The 16,730-nt window shown below is 63.9% G+C and carries 16 protein-coding genes; 8 read left to right on the top strand and 8 right to left on the bottom strand.

Features of this window, described 5'->3' with window-relative positions; translation table 11 throughout:
* The first annotated feature begins 92 nt into the window (after positions 1-92).
* Both IGS60_RS11970 and IGS60_RS11965 read left to right on the top strand, forming a co-directional pair.
* Positions 93-641 carry a phosphohydrolase gene (locus IGS60_RS11970; protein ID WP_230504544.1) on the top strand — a complete coding sequence of 183 codons (549 nt, stop codon included), beginning with the start codon at positions 93-95 and terminating at the stop codon, positions 639-641.
* A gap of 362 nt (positions 642-1,003) precedes the next feature.
* Positions 1,004-1,603: a two-component system response regulator gene (locus tag IGS60_RS11965; RefSeq protein ID WP_227742005.1), complete on the top strand. Its 600-nt coding sequence runs from the start codon at positions 1,004-1,006 to the stop codon at positions 1,601-1,603.
* A 416-nt stretch (positions 1,604-2,019) separates the two neighbouring features.
* On the opposite strand, the gene IGS60_RS11960 is transcribed toward IGS60_RS11965, so the two are convergent.
* Complete coding sequence (locus IGS60_RS11960; protein ID WP_070290717.1) at positions 2,020-2,241, bottom strand: hypothetical protein; 222 nt, start codon at positions 2,239-2,241, stop codon at positions 2,020-2,022.
* 263 nt (positions 2,242-2,504) lie between these two features.
* On the opposite strand from IGS60_RS11960, the gene IGS60_RS11955 reads away from it, so the two are divergent.
* From IGS60_RS11955 to IGS60_RS11945, 3 genes are read left to right on the top strand one after another with little or no spacing between them, the layout of a single operon-like run.
* Complete coding sequence (locus IGS60_RS11955) at positions 2,505-2,681, top strand: hypothetical protein (RefSeq protein WP_175444697.1); 177 nt, start codon at positions 2,505-2,507, stop codon at positions 2,679-2,681.
* Positions 2,682-2,734: 53 nt separating this feature from the next.
* Positions 2,735-3,325 carry a chromate transporter gene (locus IGS60_RS11950; protein ID WP_230504542.1) on the top strand — a complete coding sequence of 197 codons (591 nt, stop codon included), beginning with the start codon at positions 2,735-2,737 and terminating at the stop codon, positions 3,323-3,325.
* On the top strand, positions 3,322-3,906 hold the full coding sequence (locus IGS60_RS11945) for a chromate transporter (RefSeq protein ID WP_070222258.1): 585 nt from the start codon (positions 3,322-3,324) through the stop codon (positions 3,904-3,906). The genes IGS60_RS11950 and IGS60_RS11945 overlap by 4 nt, the downstream gene beginning before the upstream one ends.
* Positions 3,907-3,908: 2 nt before the next feature.
* Here IGS60_RS11945 and urtE read toward each other — a convergent pair whose 3' ends face one another.
* From urtE to IGS60_RS11910, 7 genes are all read right to left on the bottom strand, one after another.
* Complete coding sequence (gene urtE / locus IGS60_RS11940; protein WP_230504540.1) at positions 3,909-4,607, bottom strand: urea ABC transporter ATP-binding subunit UrtE; 699 nt, start codon at positions 4,605-4,607, stop codon at positions 3,909-3,911.
* Between the two features lie 19 nt (positions 4,608-4,626).
* On the bottom strand, positions 4,627-5,457 hold the full coding sequence (gene urtD / locus IGS60_RS11935; RefSeq protein WP_230504538.1) for an urea ABC transporter ATP-binding protein UrtD: 831 nt from the start codon (positions 5,455-5,457) through the stop codon (positions 4,627-4,629).
* Positions 5,454-6,575, bottom strand: coding sequence for an urea ABC transporter permease subunit UrtC (gene urtC, locus IGS60_RS11930; RefSeq protein ID WP_230504536.1), 1,122 nt, complete (start codon positions 6,573-6,575; stop codon positions 5,454-5,456). Before urtC ends, urtD begins: the two co-directional genes overlap by 4 nt.
* Complete coding sequence (urtB, locus tag IGS60_RS11925; RefSeq protein WP_230504535.1) at positions 6,572-8,158, bottom strand: urea ABC transporter permease subunit UrtB; 1,587 nt, start codon at positions 8,156-8,158, stop codon at positions 6,572-6,574. The genes urtC and urtB overlap by 4 nt, the downstream gene beginning before the upstream one ends.
* Positions 8,159-8,295: 137 nt before the next feature.
* Positions 8,296-9,549: an urea ABC transporter substrate-binding protein gene (urtA, locus tag IGS60_RS11920; RefSeq protein ID WP_070222267.1), complete on the bottom strand. Its 1,254-nt coding sequence runs from the start codon at positions 9,547-9,549 to the stop codon at positions 8,296-8,298.
* Positions 9,550-9,734: 185 nt separating this feature from the next.
* Positions 9,735-10,523, bottom strand: a complete 789-nt coding sequence (locus IGS60_RS11915; protein WP_230504533.1) for a DUF4349 domain-containing protein — start codon at positions 10,521-10,523, stop codon at positions 9,735-9,737.
* Between the two features lie 16 nt (positions 10,524-10,539).
* Positions 10,540-11,151 carry a transglutaminase family protein gene (locus IGS60_RS11910; RefSeq protein ID WP_230504531.1) on the bottom strand — a complete coding sequence of 204 codons (612 nt, stop codon included), beginning with the start codon at positions 11,149-11,151 and terminating at the stop codon, positions 10,540-10,542.
* A 265-nt stretch (positions 11,152-11,416) separates the two neighbouring features.
* Between IGS60_RS11910 and IGS60_RS11905 the strand changes: the two genes are divergently transcribed.
* The 3 genes from IGS60_RS11905 to IGS60_RS11895 are packed head-to-tail and all read left to right on the top strand — an operon-like array spanning position 11,417 to position 16,640.
* Positions 11,417-11,998, top strand: a complete 582-nt coding sequence (locus IGS60_RS11905; protein ID WP_230504529.1) for a DUF2760 domain-containing protein — start codon at positions 11,417-11,419, stop codon at positions 11,996-11,998.
* Positions 11,995-13,863, top strand: a complete 1,869-nt coding sequence (locus IGS60_RS11900; RefSeq protein ID WP_230504527.1) for an Hsp70 family protein — start codon at positions 11,995-11,997, stop codon at positions 13,861-13,863. Before IGS60_RS11905 ends, IGS60_RS11900 begins: the two co-directional genes overlap by 4 nt.
* Positions 13,864-13,868: 5 nt before the next feature.
* Positions 13,869-16,640 carry an Hsp70 family protein gene (locus tag IGS60_RS11895; RefSeq protein ID WP_230504524.1) on the top strand — a complete coding sequence of 924 codons (2,772 nt, stop codon included), beginning with the start codon at positions 13,869-13,871 and terminating at the stop codon, positions 16,638-16,640.
* Positions 16,641-16,730 lie beyond the last annotated feature (90 nt).

Genomic DNA, 16,730 nt, shown 5'->3' with positions numbered 1-16,730 from the left:
TCAGCGGGAAAGCCGCCTGTGCACCGCAGCCGGGGCAAGCGCATGCCATCGGGTGTACGATGAAGCATCTTGAGCGTTCCGAGCACCATGCCATGGCAATGATTACCACCGACTACGTTTCCACTTATTCAGGCAACCGTTTTTATCCCTTGCGCCCGCATATCGACAAGGTAGCCATCGAGGACATTGCCCACGGCCTCGCCTACCAGTGCCGCTTCAATGGACAGACGCAAGTGTTTTACTCGGTCGCACAGCACAGCCTGATCGTCGCCGAACTGGTGCCGCCCCATTTGCGCCTGGCCGCCCTGCTGCACGACGCGGCCGAAGCCTACCTGGGCGACATGGTGAAACCCTTGAAAGTATTGCTGCCCGAGTTTGCCGTGCTGGAAGACAAGGTCAGCGCCATCATCGCCGCCACGTATGGGCTGGATTTTTCCGATTACGCACCGATCAAGCGGGCCGACCTGATCGCGCTGGCCACGGAAAAGCGCGACCTGATGCCGCACTCGGCCGAACGCTGGGCTTACCTTGACGGCATCGCCCCCTTGCCCGGTATAATCGACGCCATGGGTCCCGCCGAAGCCAAGCAGCGCTTCCTGCACGCCTTTGCCCGGCTGGGCGGGCTTGGACTGGCCGCATGAAATGCTGCGACCTTGCCGCATGAACGGGCGCTAAGCCCCGGTTTTTGCACGGCTTTTTTAGATATCCACAGCAACTGTGGATAAAGTTGTTGATAAGCCCCTCTTGACAAGCCGCAACACCAGTATTGATGCGGGTTTCAACAATTTGCTGATTTCACAGGCAATTTTTTACCCCAATGAAATCAATGACTTGCAATCACGAATTTGCGCTCGAACAAAGTTACTTTGCCACAATGAAAATATATTTTGCTGTGCATAAGCAACCCTGGCCCAGGCCGTCTTGCTTGAACAGCATTGTTTTGACAAACCCCGTAGACTGGCATAGTGTGGAGTAGCAAGCACGATCAACGGTGGATAAACGCATGAACATGGATAGCGACAACGCCGCCAAGGGAGCGGACGAACCGGACTGGCTGGTCGACGAACCGCTGGAACGGGCAGACGCGGCGGCAGAGCCTGCCACCGCGGCGCCATGGCGCGTGCTGATCGTCGATGACGATGTCGACGTGCACGTGGTGACCAAGTTCGCCCTCAGCCAGGCCAGCTTCCAGGGCCGCAGGCTGAGCTTTTTGCACGCGTACTCGGGCGCCGAGGCGCTCACCTTGCTGCGCGGCACTTCCGATATCGCCGTGGTGCTGCTCGATGTGATCATGGAAACCCAGGATGCCGGACTGCAAGTGGCACGCCAGATCCGCGAAGAGCTGCACAACAGCGCCGTGCGCATCATCCTGCGCACGGGCCAGCCCGGCCAGGCGCTGGAACACCGCATCATCATCGATTACGACATCAACGATTTCTGGTGCAAGACGGACCTGACCACGCGCAAGTTGTTTACCACTGTGATCGCCTCGCTGCGCACCTATGCCACCTTGCGCGAAGCGGAGCAGCAAGTCGCCGAACTGGCTGCCGCCCTGGCCCAGTGCGGCGACACGCCAGCGGCGCCAGCCGGCGGCACGCCCTGAACGGGGCCGCTACTTTCAGTCATAAAAACAAGAGCACTGGATAGGCATACAGGCTTGTGGCATGCCCCATTTTGGCCCATCTCGCGCGCCGAAAGCAGGCGCTGGCCCGCCCCTTTTTCCTAAGTGGCGGATTGTTAAGCGCTTTTTCAGATATCCACACGGACTGTGGATATCTTTGTGGATAAGGGCCTATTGACAGCCTTCAAAGCCACAGCCCGTGCGGCTTTCAATAAACTGCTCAATCAAACAGCAAAAATAAAATCCATTAAAATCAAACACTTAGAAAGTCACACATAATCACAAGAAAATTATTTCGCCAATTTCGTTAGCCCATCATTTGTGCATAACTGAGCCGTAATGATCAATCCGACAACACCGGGCCAACGCTGCCGGCAATACAGTTGCCGCGAGGATACTCAGTGCACGGTCTGGCGGCGCTGCTCCGGATGCAGCAGCACGCGCTCGATCAGGTCGGGGGCGACATTGTATGACTTCAGGTATTCCAGCGCGCACAAGGTGCTGAAGGCTGCCTGCACGGCGATGCCCAGATTGACGATATCGGACATCTTCTGGTCGATGCGGGCATGCAGCACCACGGTTTTGGCGGGCATATGCAGCGTTTCTGTGGAATGAGGCATGATCGATGACTCCTGAAGAAAGCGACGGTGGCGGGATGCAGCAGCGGGGACCGGCACCAGCATGGCCAGCGCGGAAGGCGACAGCGAAAGTATTGCTGAAAAACGCGCGATGTCAATGCCAGCCAGCTATTGCAATGCAGTTTTTTTCGGGGATGCAAGGCCGCGCACCTTAAGGCAGGTCAAACGCCTCATGCGGCGCCGGCCTACCATGGGATTTGGCCGCCATCGCGCAGCTCCCGCCCTGCATGCAAAGGAGACACGACATGAATACAACACCGGATTCTGAGCAACATCCTGGCGACATCGCCCCGCCCGGCACGCCCGGCACGGGAGAAAACGTCTGCACGCATTGCATGGGCAGGGGCAACACGGACAATGGCCAGCCTTGCGTCATGTGCGGCGGCACGGGCGTGGTCATCGCCGGCGTGGGCGGCGGCTAGACGGCATGGAGATAGGCATGGACAAGGCGGAGCAGGCACGGCCATAATCGTGCATGCCCGCCGCCTCATCCACTCCCCAACCCGACCAGCCCCGTCCGGAACCGGCCTCGCTTGCCGACCTGTTCTTTTCGTTCACCTGGCTGGCCCTGCAAGGCTTTGGCGGCGTGCTGGCCGTGATCCAGCGCGAGATGGTCGAGCGCAAGCGCTGGCTGACGCAGGAGGAATTCCTCGAGGACTGGGCCGTGGCGCAGATCATGCCCGGGCCGAATGTCGTCAACCTGTCGCTGATGGTGGGCGGGCGCTATTTCGGTTTGAAAGGCGCGCTGACGGCGCTGGCCGGCATGCTGACCGCCCCGCTCGTCATCGTGCTTGTGCTGGGCGTGCTGTACACGCGCTTTGGCGACAATCCGCAGATGGTGGGCGCACTGCGCGGCATGGCCGCCGTCTCGGCCGGCATGATCGCCGCCACGGGCGTGAAGCTGGCGACTGCGCTGGCCAGGCATCCGCTGCCCCTGTGGCTGACCTTGTCCATCACCGTGCTGGGCGTGCTGATGGTGGCCGTGCTGCGCTGGCCCCTGCTGTACATCCTGCTGGGTCTGGGCGGCATCGGCTGCCTGCTCACCTATCGAAAGCTGTCCAGATGAATCCGCCCCTGCAACTGGTGTTAAGCGCGGGCGACTGGCTGAACCTGTTCGGCCACTACCTGATGCTGTCGCTGATGTCGATCGGCGGCGCCATTTCCACCACTTCCGAAATGCACCGCTTCCTCGTCGAACAGCATGGCTGGCTGACGCAGGCGCAATTCAACGAGTCGATCGCCATCGCCCAGGCCGCTCCCGGCCCCAATGTGCTGTTCGTCGCCCTGATGGGCTGGAACGTGGGCATGAATGCGGGCAGCTACACGGCCGCCTATCTCGGCGTGTTCATCACGATGGTGGGCATCATGCTGCCCAGCACCACCCTCACCTACGTGGCGGCCCAGTGGGGCTACCGCAACCGCGACCTGCGCCCCGTGCGCGCCTTCAAGCAAGGCATGGCGCCCATCGTCGTCGCCCTCCTGATTTCCACGGGCATGATCCTGGGCGGCGCCAACCATGACATCCGCACCGACTGGCCCCTGTGGAGCCTGTCCATCGTGGCCGGCCTGATCATCTGGCGCACGAAGATCCATTTATTGTGGCTGCTGGCGGCCGGCGCCGTGCTGGGCTGGTTCCAGCTCGTCTGACCTTACACGGCCAGGTGCCGCTTCACCTCATCGCCATCCATCTGCGCCGCCACTCCGCTGGCCACCACGCTGCCGCGCGACAGCACGATGAACTCGTCGGCCAGTTCGCGGGCGAAATCGAAATACTGTTCGCACAGCACGATGGCCATGTCGCCCCGCTGTTTCAACAAGGAAATGACCCTGCCGATATCCTTGATGACGGAGGGCTGGATACCCTCCGTCGGCTCGTCAAAGATGATCAATTGCGGCTCGGCCAACAGGGCGCGGGCGATGGCCAGTTGCTGCTGTTGCCCGCCGGACAAATCGCCGCCGCGTCGCTCCAGCATCTCCTTGAGCACGGGAAACAGCTCATACACGTGGGGATCAATGCGCGAGGCCAGCCTGCCCCGCTTCACCGCCATGCCCATCAGCAAGTTTTCCTCGACCGTCAGGCGCGCAAAGATGTCGCGCCCCTGCGGCACGTAGGCCATGCCCAGCCTGGCGCGCGCATGCGGCGCCAGCTTCGTGATATCGCGCCCCTGGAACACCACCTTGCCCTGCGCCACGGGCAGCACGCCCATCAGGCATTTGAGCAAGGTCGTCTTGCCCACGCCATTACGCCCTAGCAAGGCCAGGCATTCGCCCTTGCGCGCCGACAGGTCGATGCCGCGCAATGTGTGCGAGGAGCCATAGTATTGATTTAATTGTTGCACTTCGAGCATGGCCTGCGATCTCCCCTTATTATCTTCCCAGATAGACTTCGATGACTCTCTCGTCGGCTTGCACTTCGTCCATGCGCCCCTGCGCCAGCACGGCACCTTCATGCAGCACGGTAACGATGCCTTGCTGAGCGATCTCCGTGACGAAACCCATGTCGTGCTCGACGACCATGATCGAATGCTTGCCGCGCAATTCATTGAGGAGTTCCGCCGTGCGCGCCGTTTCCGCATCCGACATGCCGGCCACGGGTTCATCCAATAAAATCAGCTGCGGCTCCTGCATCAGGAGCATGCCGATTTCCAGCCATTGCTTTTGCCCGTGCGACAGCAAACCGGCCGGCCGCGCTTCGTGGCCGTTCAAGCGGATCAGGCGCAAGACCGATTCGATCCTGCCTTCCTGCTCGGAAGACAAGCGCGCAAACAGGGTGGGCGCCACGCGCTTGTCCATCTTCATCGCCAGTTCCAGGTTGTCGAACACCGTGTGCTGCTCGAATACGGTGGGGCGCTGGAACTTGCGGCCGATGCCCGCATGGGCGATTTGCGCTTCCGTCATGGTGGCCAGATTCATGGTCTGGCCAAACCAGGCCGTGCCGGACGTAGGCCGCGTCTTGCCGGTGATCACATCCATCATCGTCGTCTTGCCCGCGCCATTCGGGCCGATAATGCAGCGCAACTCGCCCACGGAAATATCGAGACTCAGCTTGTTGATGGCCTTGAAACCGTCGAACGACACGCTGATGTCTTCCAGATACAGAATCGCGCCATGCGTCGTATCGACGCCCTCGCCTTTTACGCGCGCATACGTGGGGCCAGCCTCGGTGCCGGCCATGCCGGGCAACATGCGGATGCTCATGCGGCCTCCTCTGCCACGATGGCGACTTTTTTAAGTTTGAGCTTGTTCAACACACCGAGCATGCCCTGCTGCATGAACAGGGTGACGCCGATGAACAGCAAACCCAGCGCGAACAGCCACAATTCCGGCAGGACGGCCGTGAACCAGCTTTTCAAGCCGTTCACGGTAAACGCACCCAGAATCGGACCGAGCAAGGTACCGCGCCCGCCCACCGCCACCCACACGACCATCTCGATGGAGTTGGCGGGCGACATTTCGGACGGGTTGATGATGCCCACCTGGGGCACGTACAGGGCGCCGGCGATGCCGCACAGCACGGCCGACAAGGTCCAGACGAACAGCTTGAACCACAGCGGGTTGTAGCCAAGGAACATCAGCCGCGCCTCGCTGTCGCGCACGCCCTGCAGCACCCTGCCCAGCTTCGAGCGGACGATGGCGCGCGCACCGATCAAGGCCGCCAGCAGGAAGGCCAGGGTCAGCAGGAACAGCACGGCCCGGGTGGCGGGCGCCGTGATGCTGTGGCCCAATATCGTCTTGAAATCCGTGAAACCGTTGTTGCCGCCAAAGCCGGTGTCATTACGGAAGAACAAGAGCATGAAGGCATACGTCATCGCTTGCGTGATGATGGAAAAATACACGCCCTTGATGCGCGAACGAAACGCGAAATAACCGAAGACGAAGGCCAGCACGCCCGGCACCAGCACGACGAGGGCCATGCAATACCAGAAGTGTTCCGTGAAGGCCCAGTACCACGGGTAGGTCTTCCAGTCGAGAAAGACCATGAAGTCGGGCAAGCTGCTGCGGTACTGGCCCTGGTCGCCGATGGCGCGCATCAGATACATGCCGTGCGCATACGCGCCCAGGGCAAAGAACACGCCGTGTCCTAGTGACAAGATACCCGTATAGCCCCAGACGAGGTCCAGCGCCAGCGCGGCCAGCGCGTAGCACATGAACTTGCCCACCAGCGCAACCGTGTAGGCGGACACATGCAAGGCATGGCCTTCGGCAAACGCCAGATTAAAAATCGGCAACAGCGCCGCCAGCACGCTGCAGGCGGCAATCGCCATCCACACGGGCCGCGTGAACAGGCCCTGTTTGATCGGGTAGGAGGTAATCATTCGACGCTGCGTCCCTTCATGGCAAACAGGCCCTGCGGCCGGCGCTGGATGAAAATGATGATGAACACGAGAATGGCGATCTTCGCCAGCACGGCGCCGGCCACCGGTTCGAGGAATTTGTTGACTTCGCCCAGGCCCAGCGCGGCGATCACGGTGCCGGCCAGCTGGCCCACGCCGCCCAGCACCACCACCATGAAGGAATCGACGATATAGCTTTGGCCCAGGTCCGGCCCCACATTACCCAGCTGCGACAGGGCCACGCCGCCGAGCCCGGCGATTCCGGAACCGAGGCCGAACGTGAGCATGTCGACCTTGCCCGTGGCCACGCCCACGCAATCGGCCATGCGGCGGTTTTGCGTGACGGCCCGCACGAACAGGCCCAGGCGTGTCTTGTTGAGGATCAGCCACACGGCCACGACGACGACGACGGCGAAGACGATGATGGCCAGCCGGTTGTACGGCAGCACGAGGCCGCCCAGTACCGTCACGCCGCCCGACATCCAGGCCGGATTGGCCACTTCCACGTTTTGCGCGCCGAATATCGTGCGGACCAGCTGCATGAGGATCAGGCTGATGCCCCAGGTGGCCAGCAGGGTTTCCAGCGGCCGCCCGTACAACCAGCGGATCACCGTGCGTTCCAGTGCCACGCCCACCAGTCCCGCGACGACAAAGGCGGCCGGCAAGGCGGCCAGCAGATACGCATCCTGCAGGCCAGGCAGATAGGTGCGGAAAAACAGCTGGCACAGATAGGTCGTGTAAGCGCCTATCATCAGCAATTCGCCATGCGCCATATTGATGATGCCCATCAGGCCGAAGGTGATGGCCAGGCCCAGCGCGGCCAACAGCAGCACGCTGCCCAGCGAGATGCCGTAAAACACATTGCCGGCCAATTCCATGCGCGACACTCGTCCCTTGATCTGGCGCATGGTGTCGATGGCGGCCAGCTGCACGGCTTCGTCGGGTTCGCCGCCCTGCTCCAGCATGGCTTGCAGCACCGGCAGCAGGCGCGCATCGCTGCTGCCCGCCAGCGCCTGCACGGCGGCCTTGCGCGTGGCGGCGTCGGGTGCATGCAGGTTGGCGCTGGCGATCAGCACTTGCAATAGTTGTTGAATTTCAGCGTCGCTTTCCCGCGCCAGCGCGGTGCGGATCAACGGAAGCTGCGCGGGGTCGACCGCCTTTTGCAAGGCTTGCGCGGCGGCCAGGCGGGCGCTGCGCTCCGGCGCCAGCAGCTGCAAACCCGACAAGGCGCCTGCCACAGCCGCGCGCAAGCGGTTGTTGACCATCACGCCGTCGATGCCGTCGGGCATCGGCACGTTCCGGCCAATTGCCGGGTCAACCGCCTGCTCGCCGTCAACGATGTACACCTTGCCGTCGGGCGCGGCGTACAAGGCGTCGTCCTGCAGCGCTTGCAGCACCTTGGCAGCCTCGGGCGTGGCCAGGGCGGCGATCTGCGCCACGGCGGCGACCCTGGCGTCGGGATCGTCGCCGGCCAGCGGCTTGAGCAGGTCGGGAGAGATGGCGGCCTGCGCCAGCGAGGATAGCAACAGGCAGGCGAGGACCAGCAGTTTGGGGAGAAGCTGCATGTGCATGGATTCCATGTAGTAAAGCCGATGTCTTGATAGGTATCCTTCCCCCAAAGACAAGGACAGGGGTCAGACCCGCCGGGTCTGACCCCAGCTCTTTGCCTGGGGTTGCGGCGACGAATCGACGCGCAAGCTTTTTACAGCTTCTGCTTGCCCTCATTGCCCTTGATAAACGGGCTCCACGGCTGGGCGCGTATCGGTTCCTTGGTTTTCCACACGACATTGAATTGCCCATCGGCCTTGATCTCGCCGATCATCACGGGCTTGTGCAAGTGGTGGTTCGTTGCATCCATGGTCAGGGTGAAGCCCGATGGCGCCTTGACGCTCTGGCCCGCCATGGCGGCGATCACCTTGTCCGTGTCCGTCGATTTCGCCTTTTCCACGGCTTGCGCCCACATGTGGATGCCCACATAGGTCGCTTCCATCGGGTCGTTCGTCACCACCGAATCCGCGTTCGGCAGTTTTTGCGCCACGGCGTACGCCTTCCACTGCTTGATGAAAGCGGTATTCACGGGGTTCTTGACGGATTCAAAGTAATTCCACGCCGCCAGGTGACCGAGCAAGGGTTTGGTATCGATGCCGCGCAGCTCTTCCTCGCCCACGGAAAACGCGACGACGGGCACGTCCGTCGCTTTCAAGCCCGCATTGCCCAGTTCCTTGTAGAACGGCACGTTGGAATCGCCATTGATGGTGGAAATGACGGCCGTCTTGCCGCCCGTGGAAAACTTCTTGATATTGGCGACGATGGTTTGATAGTCGGCATGGCCGAACGGCGTATAGACCTCGCTGATATCGCTATCCTTGACTCCCTTGCTTTTCAGGAAGGCGCGCAGGATCTTGTTGGTGGTGCGCGGATACACGTAATCCGTGCCCAGCAGCACGAAGCGCTTGGCCCCGCCGCCATCTGTGCTCATCAGGTATTCGACGGCGGGGATCGCCTGCTGGTTGGGCGCGGCGCCCGTATAAAACACATTCTTTTCCAGCTCCTCGCCCTCGTATTGCACGGGGTAAAACAGCAGACTGTTGAGTTCCTTGAACACGGGCAAAACCGACTTGCGCGACACGGACGTCCAGCAGCCGAACACCACGGCCACCTTATCCTGCGCCACCAGTTGTCTCGCTTTTTCCGCGAACAAAGGCCAGTTCGACGCCGGGTCGACGACGACGGCTTCCAGCTTCTTGCCCAGCACGCCGCCTTTGGCATTGATCTCGGCAATCGTCATCAGCGCCACATCCTTGAGCGATGTTTCGGAGATGGCCATGGTGCCCGACAGGGAGTGCAAGATGCCGACCTTGATCGTATCGGCGGCCAGGGCTGCCTGCATATAAGTGGACGTGGCCAGGGCGAATGCGCCGGCGGCGGCCGCTTTCAGGATGATGCGTCGTGACATGGGGACTCCTGTGATGGGTTCGTGGGGTCGAGCTGGGCCTGCCATGTTGTTAAAGCAGAATGCGTGCCAGCGCCTACATCTGTCCGCCATGGTGCACGCGGCGCTCGCCGCACGAAAAAAAACCTGGCTGCACAAGGACTGTGCAGCCAGGTTTCAAATTGCCGTAAAACGGTGCGCCGGAGGCTTTAATCCTTGCGCGGCAAGCCTCTCAAGCGGCGCCAGCCCTTGCGGCCCAGCGGGAACAGCAGCACGAAAGCGATCAGCCACGGCAGGATGTAAGCCATGGCCGTGATGGCGTTGGCCACGCCTTCCGACAGGTTGTCCGTGAAATTGCCCAGCGCACGCTTGACGGGGCGCCAGAACGATTGCTTGCCTTCAGCGCTGATCATTACGTTCAGCAAGTCCGTGTCGATGCGCTGCATCAACAGCGCATTGGCCGCCGTCGCCTGCTCCAGCTCCACTTGCACGGTGGCCAGTTCCTTGGTCACCTTGATCAGCGCATCGACATTCGCGCCAGAGCGCTTTTCCAGGTCTTGCAACTGCGCCTGGTACTGTTTCAGCATCTCCAGGCGCTTCTTGCTGTCGAGCACGGGACGGCCCAGGTCTTCCACCTTGGTGCCCTGGCTGGTGACGTCGCCTTCGGCCGCGACCAGCGCGACGAGCTTTTTGATGCCGGCCGGCTTGGCACGCATGCTGATGCGCGCATGAACGTAGCGGCCGCTGTCGAGGCTCGAATCGAGCAGCAAACAGCCGGTTTCCGTATCGGCCTTGCAGGCGGCGACCACTTTTTCATACAAGGGCCGCACTTGCGCCTCGCTCGTATCGACGCTGACATTGTGTTCATAGGCAAGAAACTCGCTGCCTTTTTCCTTGCCGTCGAGACGCGCGGCGCTCGATTGCCCGCCGCTCTCGCCCTTGCCGCCGCAACCGGCCAGTAACATCAGGCCGAACAGACCAACATACACTTTTTTCATGATTTCTTTCTTGAGATTATTTTTGCAGCGGCAACAATTCGATATCGGGCAAGTGCGCGGCCACATCCTGCACGGTCGCATGGCCGGTCAGCGATGCGATCACCTGCGGCAACGGTGCCGGCCAGATTTCCGGCAAGTCGCGCTCTTCCGGCGCCAGCACGGGAAAGGCCAGTTGCTCCTGCGGCGGCGCGAAGGCGGCCGAGACGCCAGGCTTGTTGCCACGCGCATCGATGCGGTACCAGCCAAAGTCCTGCAGATACACGGCGTTCAAGCCATGCAGGCAAAACGGCGGGCCCGCTTCCCCCACGGCCAGGCGCTGGTAGCACAGGCCAGCGGGGATGCCGTTGGCGCGCAGCAGCGCGGCCAGCAGATGGCTCTTCGCATAGCAATAGCCCGTGCCGTGTTGCAAGACGTCGGACGCGCGGCAGGTGACGGGATTGCGCTGGTAGTCCCAGCTGTGGGCGACTTCGTCGCGCACGAAGGCAAAGCAGCGGGCCGCGATGGCGGCGTCGCCTACGGCGCCTGCCGCCAGTTCGGCCGCCTTGGCACGCACGGCCGGATGATCGCTATCGATATACAGGCTGCTGGCTAGATATATGGAAAAGTCGGGGGAAAAGTCGGTAGACATGGCATAAAGGCAATGCGAAAAGATAATGCGCGATTTTAGTCGAAGCGGCGCAACATTCAGCGTTTCTTTGCGCAGGAACAAAGAAAATCCACGCCTCAGGCTCGCTGCGCGGGGGCCGGTGACTTTGGCGCCGGCCCGGTAGCTGGTATCATGCGGGCAAACGCAGCCGGCCATATTGGCGCGGCACATGCACTACCCTGCGAAGCGGCCCCGCCACCGGGCGCGCCGCCGACGCCTCCCTACAGATCAGAGAAACGAGTTCCCTATGAGCACCTCATCGTCCCACCCATCGTTCTGGCGCCGTGTCCCGCTGGCCTTCGGCGCCTTCTTCAGCACCCTGTCGGACGCCGCCTATGCGGCCCGCGTGGAAAAGCTGTCGCTGCCCGAGGTCGCCCCTGTGGCGCCAGTGGCCCCGGCCCCGGCGCCAGCCCCCGTGCCGGCCGCCGCCCCCGTCATCTTGAAGGAAGCGACGCCGGACGCGGCCCTGCAATTGCTGGCCCTGCTGCAACGCGAAGCGCGCTTGATCGACTTTACCCAGGAAAACCTGGGCAGCCATGCAGATGCCGACATCGGCGCGGCCGCCCGCGTCGTGCATGAAGGCTGCGCCAAGGTCATGCGCGAATACTTCACCATCGACGCCGTGCGCCAGGAAGCCGAGGGCAGCCGCATCGTGCTGCAGGAAGGCTTTGACTCGGCCAGCGTGCGCCTGACGGGCAACGTGGTCGGCTCGGCGCCGTTCACGGGCACCCTGAGCCACCGCGGCTGGCGCGCCTCGAGCGTGCGCCTGCCGAAACTGAGCGAGCAACACGACGCCGCCATCCTGGCGCCAGCCGAGGTGGAACTGTGAGCGATCAAGCCAACAACACCCCGCGCTACGCCATCGGCATCGACCTGGGCACCACCCACAGCGCCCTGTCATATGTGAACCTGGTCGAGAGCGACGGCGAAAAGTCCAGCCACGGCGTGCTGAAAGTGCCGCAGCTGTCGGCACCGGGCACCGTCGAGGAATTGCCGCTGTTGCCCTCCTTCGTCTACCTGCCGCACGCCGACGAAGTGGCGGCGGGCGACCTGGCCCTGCCCTGGGTCACCGAGGCAGCCGAAGCGCCGTTTGTCGTGGGCGAAATGGCCCGCAGCCGCGGCGCCACCACGCCGATCCGTCTGGTGTCGAGCGCGAAAAGCTGGCTGTGCCACCCGGGCGTGGACCGCCGCGCAGCTATCCTGCCGAACGACGCGCCAGCCGAAGTGGCGCGCATTTCGCCGATCACGGCCGCCACGCGCTACCTGACGCATTTGCGCCAGGCCTGGGACAACGCCCACCCGCAAGCGCCGTTCGCCGAGCAGGAAATCACGGTGACGATACCCGCCTCGTTCGACCCTGCCGCGCGCGAGCTGACGATGGAAGCGGCGCAGGCGGCCGGCTACACCTCGCTGACCCTGCTGGAAGAGCCGCAGGCGGCACTGTACAGCTGGATACAGACCAGCGAAGGCCGCTGGCGCAAGGAAGTCAAGCCGGGCGACATCATTTTAGTGGTCGACGTGGGCGGCGGCACCAGCGACTTTTCGCTGATCGCCGTGCTCGAGCGCGACGGCGTGCTGGAACCGCACCGCGTGGCCGTCGGCGAGCACATCCTGCTTGGCGGCGACAATATGGACCTGGCCCTGGCCCATCTGGTGGCGCGCAAGCTGGCCGCCAACGGCACCCAACTCGATGCCTGGCAAATGCGCGCGCTGACCTACGGCTGCCGCAGCGCCAAGGAAAGCCTGCTGGCCGACAGCGGCCTCGATGTGGCACCGATCGTCGTGCCGAGCCGCGGTTCGAAGCTGATCGGCGGCTCCATCCGCACGGAACTGACGCGCGCGGAAGTGTCCACCTTCATTCTCGACGGCTTCTTCCCGCAGGTGGAAGCATCGAGCCGCCCCGCCGTGCGCACGCGCGCCGGCCTGACGCAACTGGGCTTGCCGTATGCGCAGGACGCGGCCATCACGCGCCACCTGGCCGCCTTCCTGGGCCGGCAAGTGGCAGCAACGGCCGAACTGGAAGGCTTTGCCGGCCGCCAGGCGCAAGGCGCCAGCTTCTTGCATCCGACGGCCGTGCTGTTCAACGGCGGCGTCTTCAAGTCCGACTTGCTGGTGCAGCGCATCATGGCCACCGTCAACGACTGGCTGTACATGGAAGGCGCGGAACCGGCGCGCATGCTGGCCGGGGCCGACCTGGACCTGGCCGTCGCCCGTGGCGCGGCCTACTACAGCTACGTACGGCGCGGCCACGGCGTGCGCATCCGCGGCGGCACGGCCAGCGCCTTTTATGTGGCCATCGAATCGGCCATGCCCGCCATCCCCGGCATGGAACCGCCGATCCAGGCCCTGTGCGTGGCGCCGTTCGGCATGGAAGAAGGCAGCGAACTGGAACTGCCGGGCCAGCAATTCGGCCTCGTCGTGGGCGAACCCGTGCATTTCCGCTTCTTCGCCTCGTCCACGCGCCGCAACGACCAGATCGGCGATTTGCTCGACTTCTGGGGTCCCGATGAATTGCAGGAGCTGAACGAAATCCAGGCGACGCTGTCCGCCGAAGGCCGTCAGGCCGGCGACGTCGTGCAGGTCAAGCTGCACGCCAGAGTCACGGAAGCGGGCACCCTGGAGCTGCTGGCCGTTTCCCCTGACGGCGCCGAGCGCTGGAAGGTGGAATTCGACGTGCGCGGCACGCCGCAATAAGCGCCATGGGCAAGGCTGCGGGCAAGCCGGCCTTCCTGGTCGGCATCGACCTGGGCACCACCAACACGGTGGTGGCGTACGCCAATGCGGCCAAAGCGGCAGATGGGCAGGCGGACATCGAGCTGTTCGCCATCGAGCAGCTGGTCGCGCCCGGCGAAGTGGGCGCACGCCCCCTGCTGCCCTCCTTGCGCTACCACCCCGCCGCCGGCGAACTGGCGGCGGGCGATTTGCAGCTGCCGTGGCCCCAGCAGGAGGTGGAACATGCCGTGCTGGGCGTACTGGCGCGTCAGCTCGGCGCCCAGGTGCCGGGCCGGCTGGTCACCAGCGCAAAGAGCTGGCTGTCGCATGCAAACGTGGACCGCCAGGCGCCGATTTTGCCGTGGGGCGCCGATGCCGACGTGGCCAAGGTCTCGCCCGTGGCGGCCAGCGCCAGCTACCTCGCCTACGTGCGCGCCGCGTGGAATCACCGCTTCCCGCAGGCGCCCCTCGAAGAGCAGGAACTGGTGCTGACCATCCCCGCCTCGTTCGACGAGGGTGCGCGCGCACTCACCCTGGAAGCGGCGCGCATGGCGGGCTTGCCCACCTTGCGCCTGGTGGAAGAGCCGCAGGCCGCCTTTTATGACTACCTGCACCGCCGGCGCGCCACCCTGCGCGCAGACTTGTCCAATACGCGCCGCATTCTGGTGTGCGACGTGGGCGGCGGCACCACCGATTTCAGCCTGATCGACGTGGATTTTGCCGACGGCGCACCGCAGCTCACGCGTAGCAGCGTGGGTAACCACCTGATCCTCGGCGGCGACAATATGGACCTGGCGCTGGCCCACCTGGTGGAAACGCGCATGGCCGCAGGCAGCGAAGGCGGCATGAAGCTGTCCGCCGCGCGCTTGTCGCAACTGATGGAGCGCTGCCGCGCCGCCAAGGAATTGCTGCTGTCGAGCGACGCGCCCGAGAGCGTCACCGTGACCCTGCTGGGCGCGGGATCGCGTTTGATCGGCGGCAGCCGTTCCGCCGACGTCACGCGCGAGGAAGTTGCGGCCATGGTGGTCGACGGCTTCTTTCCGAAGGTGGAACTGGGCGACACGGCAAAAAAAGGCCGTGCCGGCATCGTCGCATTCGGCCTGCCGTATGCGCAGGACGCGGCCATCACGCGCCACCTGGCCAGCTTTTTGCAACAGCATCAAGGGGCACTGCCCGACACCCTGCTGCTCAATGGCGGCGTGTTCCGCGCCGACGCGCTGGCGCGCCGCCTGGCCGAGACGCTGGCGCACTGGCGGGGTCAGCCCCTCACCATCCTGCACAACGATAACCCCGACGTGGCCGTGGCCCGTGGCGCCGTCGCCTACGCGCTGGCCCGGCGCGGCCAGGCGCCGCGCATCGGCGGCGGCTCGCCGCGCAGCTATTTCCTCGTGCTGGGCGAGGCGGGCAAGGACCATCGCGCCGTGTGCATCCTGCCGCGCGGCAGCGCCAGCGGCGAGGAAATCCGCCTGACGGAGCGCCTGTTCGCGCTGCGCCTGGGCCGGCCCGTGCGCTTCCACCTGGCCACTTCCCTCTTTGAGTCGGGCACGCCGCCCAAGTTGGGCGAGATCGTCGACCTGAACGCCGGAGAATACTTGCGCCTGCCGCCGCTGGCCAGCGTGCTGCACGCCAGCGACGGCAATGACAAGCGCGAGATCACCGTGCAGCTGGCCACCGTGATGACGGAAGTGGGCACCTTGGAAGTGCACTGCGTGGCCGAAGCCGATGCCGACCAGCGGTGGCTGCTGGAATTCCAGTTGCGTGGCGAGGAGGAAACGCAGGCCGACACGTCCAGCGTGCCGCCGCGCGTGAAGGAAGCGGCCGAGAAGATCGAGCGCATCTTCGGCGGCAAGGCGCAAAAGGTCGAGACCAAGGAAGTGCGCCAGCTGCGCCAGCACCTGGAACGGGGACTGGGCGGGCGCGAAAGCTGGGATACGCCCTTGCTGCGCCAGCTGTTCGACGCCCTGATGCTGCGCGCCCGTGGCCGGCGCCGCTCCGCCGAGCATGAGCGGGTGTGGCTGAATCTGGCCGGCTACTGTTTGCGGCCCGGTTATGGCGATGCGCTCGACCCGTGGCGCATCGAGCAGTTGTGGGCCCTGTTCGACGCGGGCGTCCAGCATCACAAGGACAACCAGGTGTGCGCCGAATGGTGGACCCTGTGGCGCAGGGTCGCCGGCGGCTTGAGTTCGGAGCAGCAGCTGCGCCTGCTCGACGACTTCGCTTTCAACCTGCAAGCCGATGCGGCCCAGCGCGGCAGCCGCCCCGTCACCCTCGTGAACGGCAGCGACGACGACATGCTGCGCCTGGGCGCATCGCTCGAGCGCATCCCCGGCGCCTACAAGGCCGAAGTGGGCGCCTGGCTGATCAAGCGCCTGCAAAAGGCCGATAAAAGGGGCGAAGCGGCGGACACAAATACCCTGTGGGCGCTGGCCAGGGTCGGCGCGCGCCAGCCCTTCCACGGCAGCGCGCACGAAGTGGTCGACAGCGCCATCGTGGCCGAATGGCTCACGATGCTGCTGGCGCTGGACTGGAAAAAAGTGGAACCGGCGGCGTTTGCCGCCGCCCACCTGGCGCGCATGACGGGCGACCGCTCGCGCGACATCGGCGACGACCTGCGGGCCACCATCCTCGTCCGCCTGAAAGCCGTGGGCGCCCCGCCCCTGTGGCAAACGATGGTCAGCGAAGTGACACAGCTGGATGAAACAGCTACCCGGCGCATGCTGGGCGAGGCGCTGCCGCCGGGCTTGAAGCTGATCGGCTGAAACCATGGCTCACGTAGATACTGTTATCCCCGTCAAGCGGCGTGCAAGGCCGGATCAAATATTTTTCCCGACCTGAGCACGCCGAATGCC

Origin of the sequence: Janthinobacterium sp. FW305-128 (assembly GCF_020858135.1) — a bacterium.
Taxonomy (GTDB): Bacteria; Pseudomonadota; Gammaproteobacteria; order Burkholderiales; family Burkholderiaceae_D; genus Janthinobacterium.
Note: the sequence above shows the minus strand (reverse complement) of the source record. Positions and strands in the feature narration are given on the sequence as shown.

Coding starts and splice junctions, on each gene's coding strand:
- IGS60_RS11970 (WP_230504544.1), top strand. CDS start 93: ATGGCAATGATTACCACCGACTACGTTTCCACTTATTCAGGCAACCGT.
- IGS60_RS11965 (WP_227742005.1), top strand. CDS start 1,004: ATGAACATGGATAGCGACAACGCCGCCAAGGGAGCGGACGAACCGGAC.
- IGS60_RS11960 (WP_070290717.1), bottom strand. CDS start 2,241: ATGCCTCATTCCACAGAAACGCTGCATATGCCCGCCAAAACCGTGGTG.
- IGS60_RS11955 (WP_175444697.1), top strand. CDS start 2,505: ATGAATACAACACCGGATTCTGAGCAACATCCTGGCGACATCGCCCCG.
- IGS60_RS11950 (WP_230504542.1), top strand. CDS start 2,735: ATGCCCGCCGCCTCATCCACTCCCCAACCCGACCAGCCCCGTCCGGAA.
- IGS60_RS11945 (WP_070222258.1), top strand. CDS start 3,322: ATGAATCCGCCCCTGCAACTGGTGTTAAGCGCGGGCGACTGGCTGAAC.
- urtE (WP_230504540.1), bottom strand. CDS start 4,607: ATGCTCGAAGTGCAACAATTAAATCAATACTATGGCTCCTCGCACACA.
- urtD (WP_230504538.1), bottom strand. CDS start 5,457: ATGAGCATCCGCATGTTGCCCGGCATGGCCGGCACCGAGGCTGGCCCC.
- urtC (WP_230504536.1), bottom strand. CDS start 6,575: ATGATTACCTCCTACCCGATCAAACAGGGCCTGTTCACGCGGCCCGTG.
- urtB (WP_230504535.1), bottom strand. CDS start 8,158: ATGCAGCTTCTCCCCAAACTGCTGGTCCTCGCCTGCCTGTTGCTATCC.
- urtA (WP_070222267.1), bottom strand. CDS start 9,549: ATGTCACGACGCATCATCCTGAAAGCGGCCGCCGCCGGCGCATTCGCC.
- IGS60_RS11915 (WP_230504533.1), bottom strand. CDS start 10,523: ATGAAAAAAGTGTATGTTGGTCTGTTCGGCCTGATGTTACTGGCCGGT.
- IGS60_RS11910 (WP_230504531.1), bottom strand. CDS start 11,151: ATGTCTACCGACTTTTCCCCCGACTTTTCCATATATCTAGCCAGCAGC.
- IGS60_RS11905 (WP_230504529.1), top strand. CDS start 11,417: ATGAGCACCTCATCGTCCCACCCATCGTTCTGGCGCCGTGTCCCGCTG.
- IGS60_RS11895 (WP_230504524.1), top strand. CDS start 13,869: ATGGGCAAGGCTGCGGGCAAGCCGGCCTTCCTGGTCGGCATCGACCTG.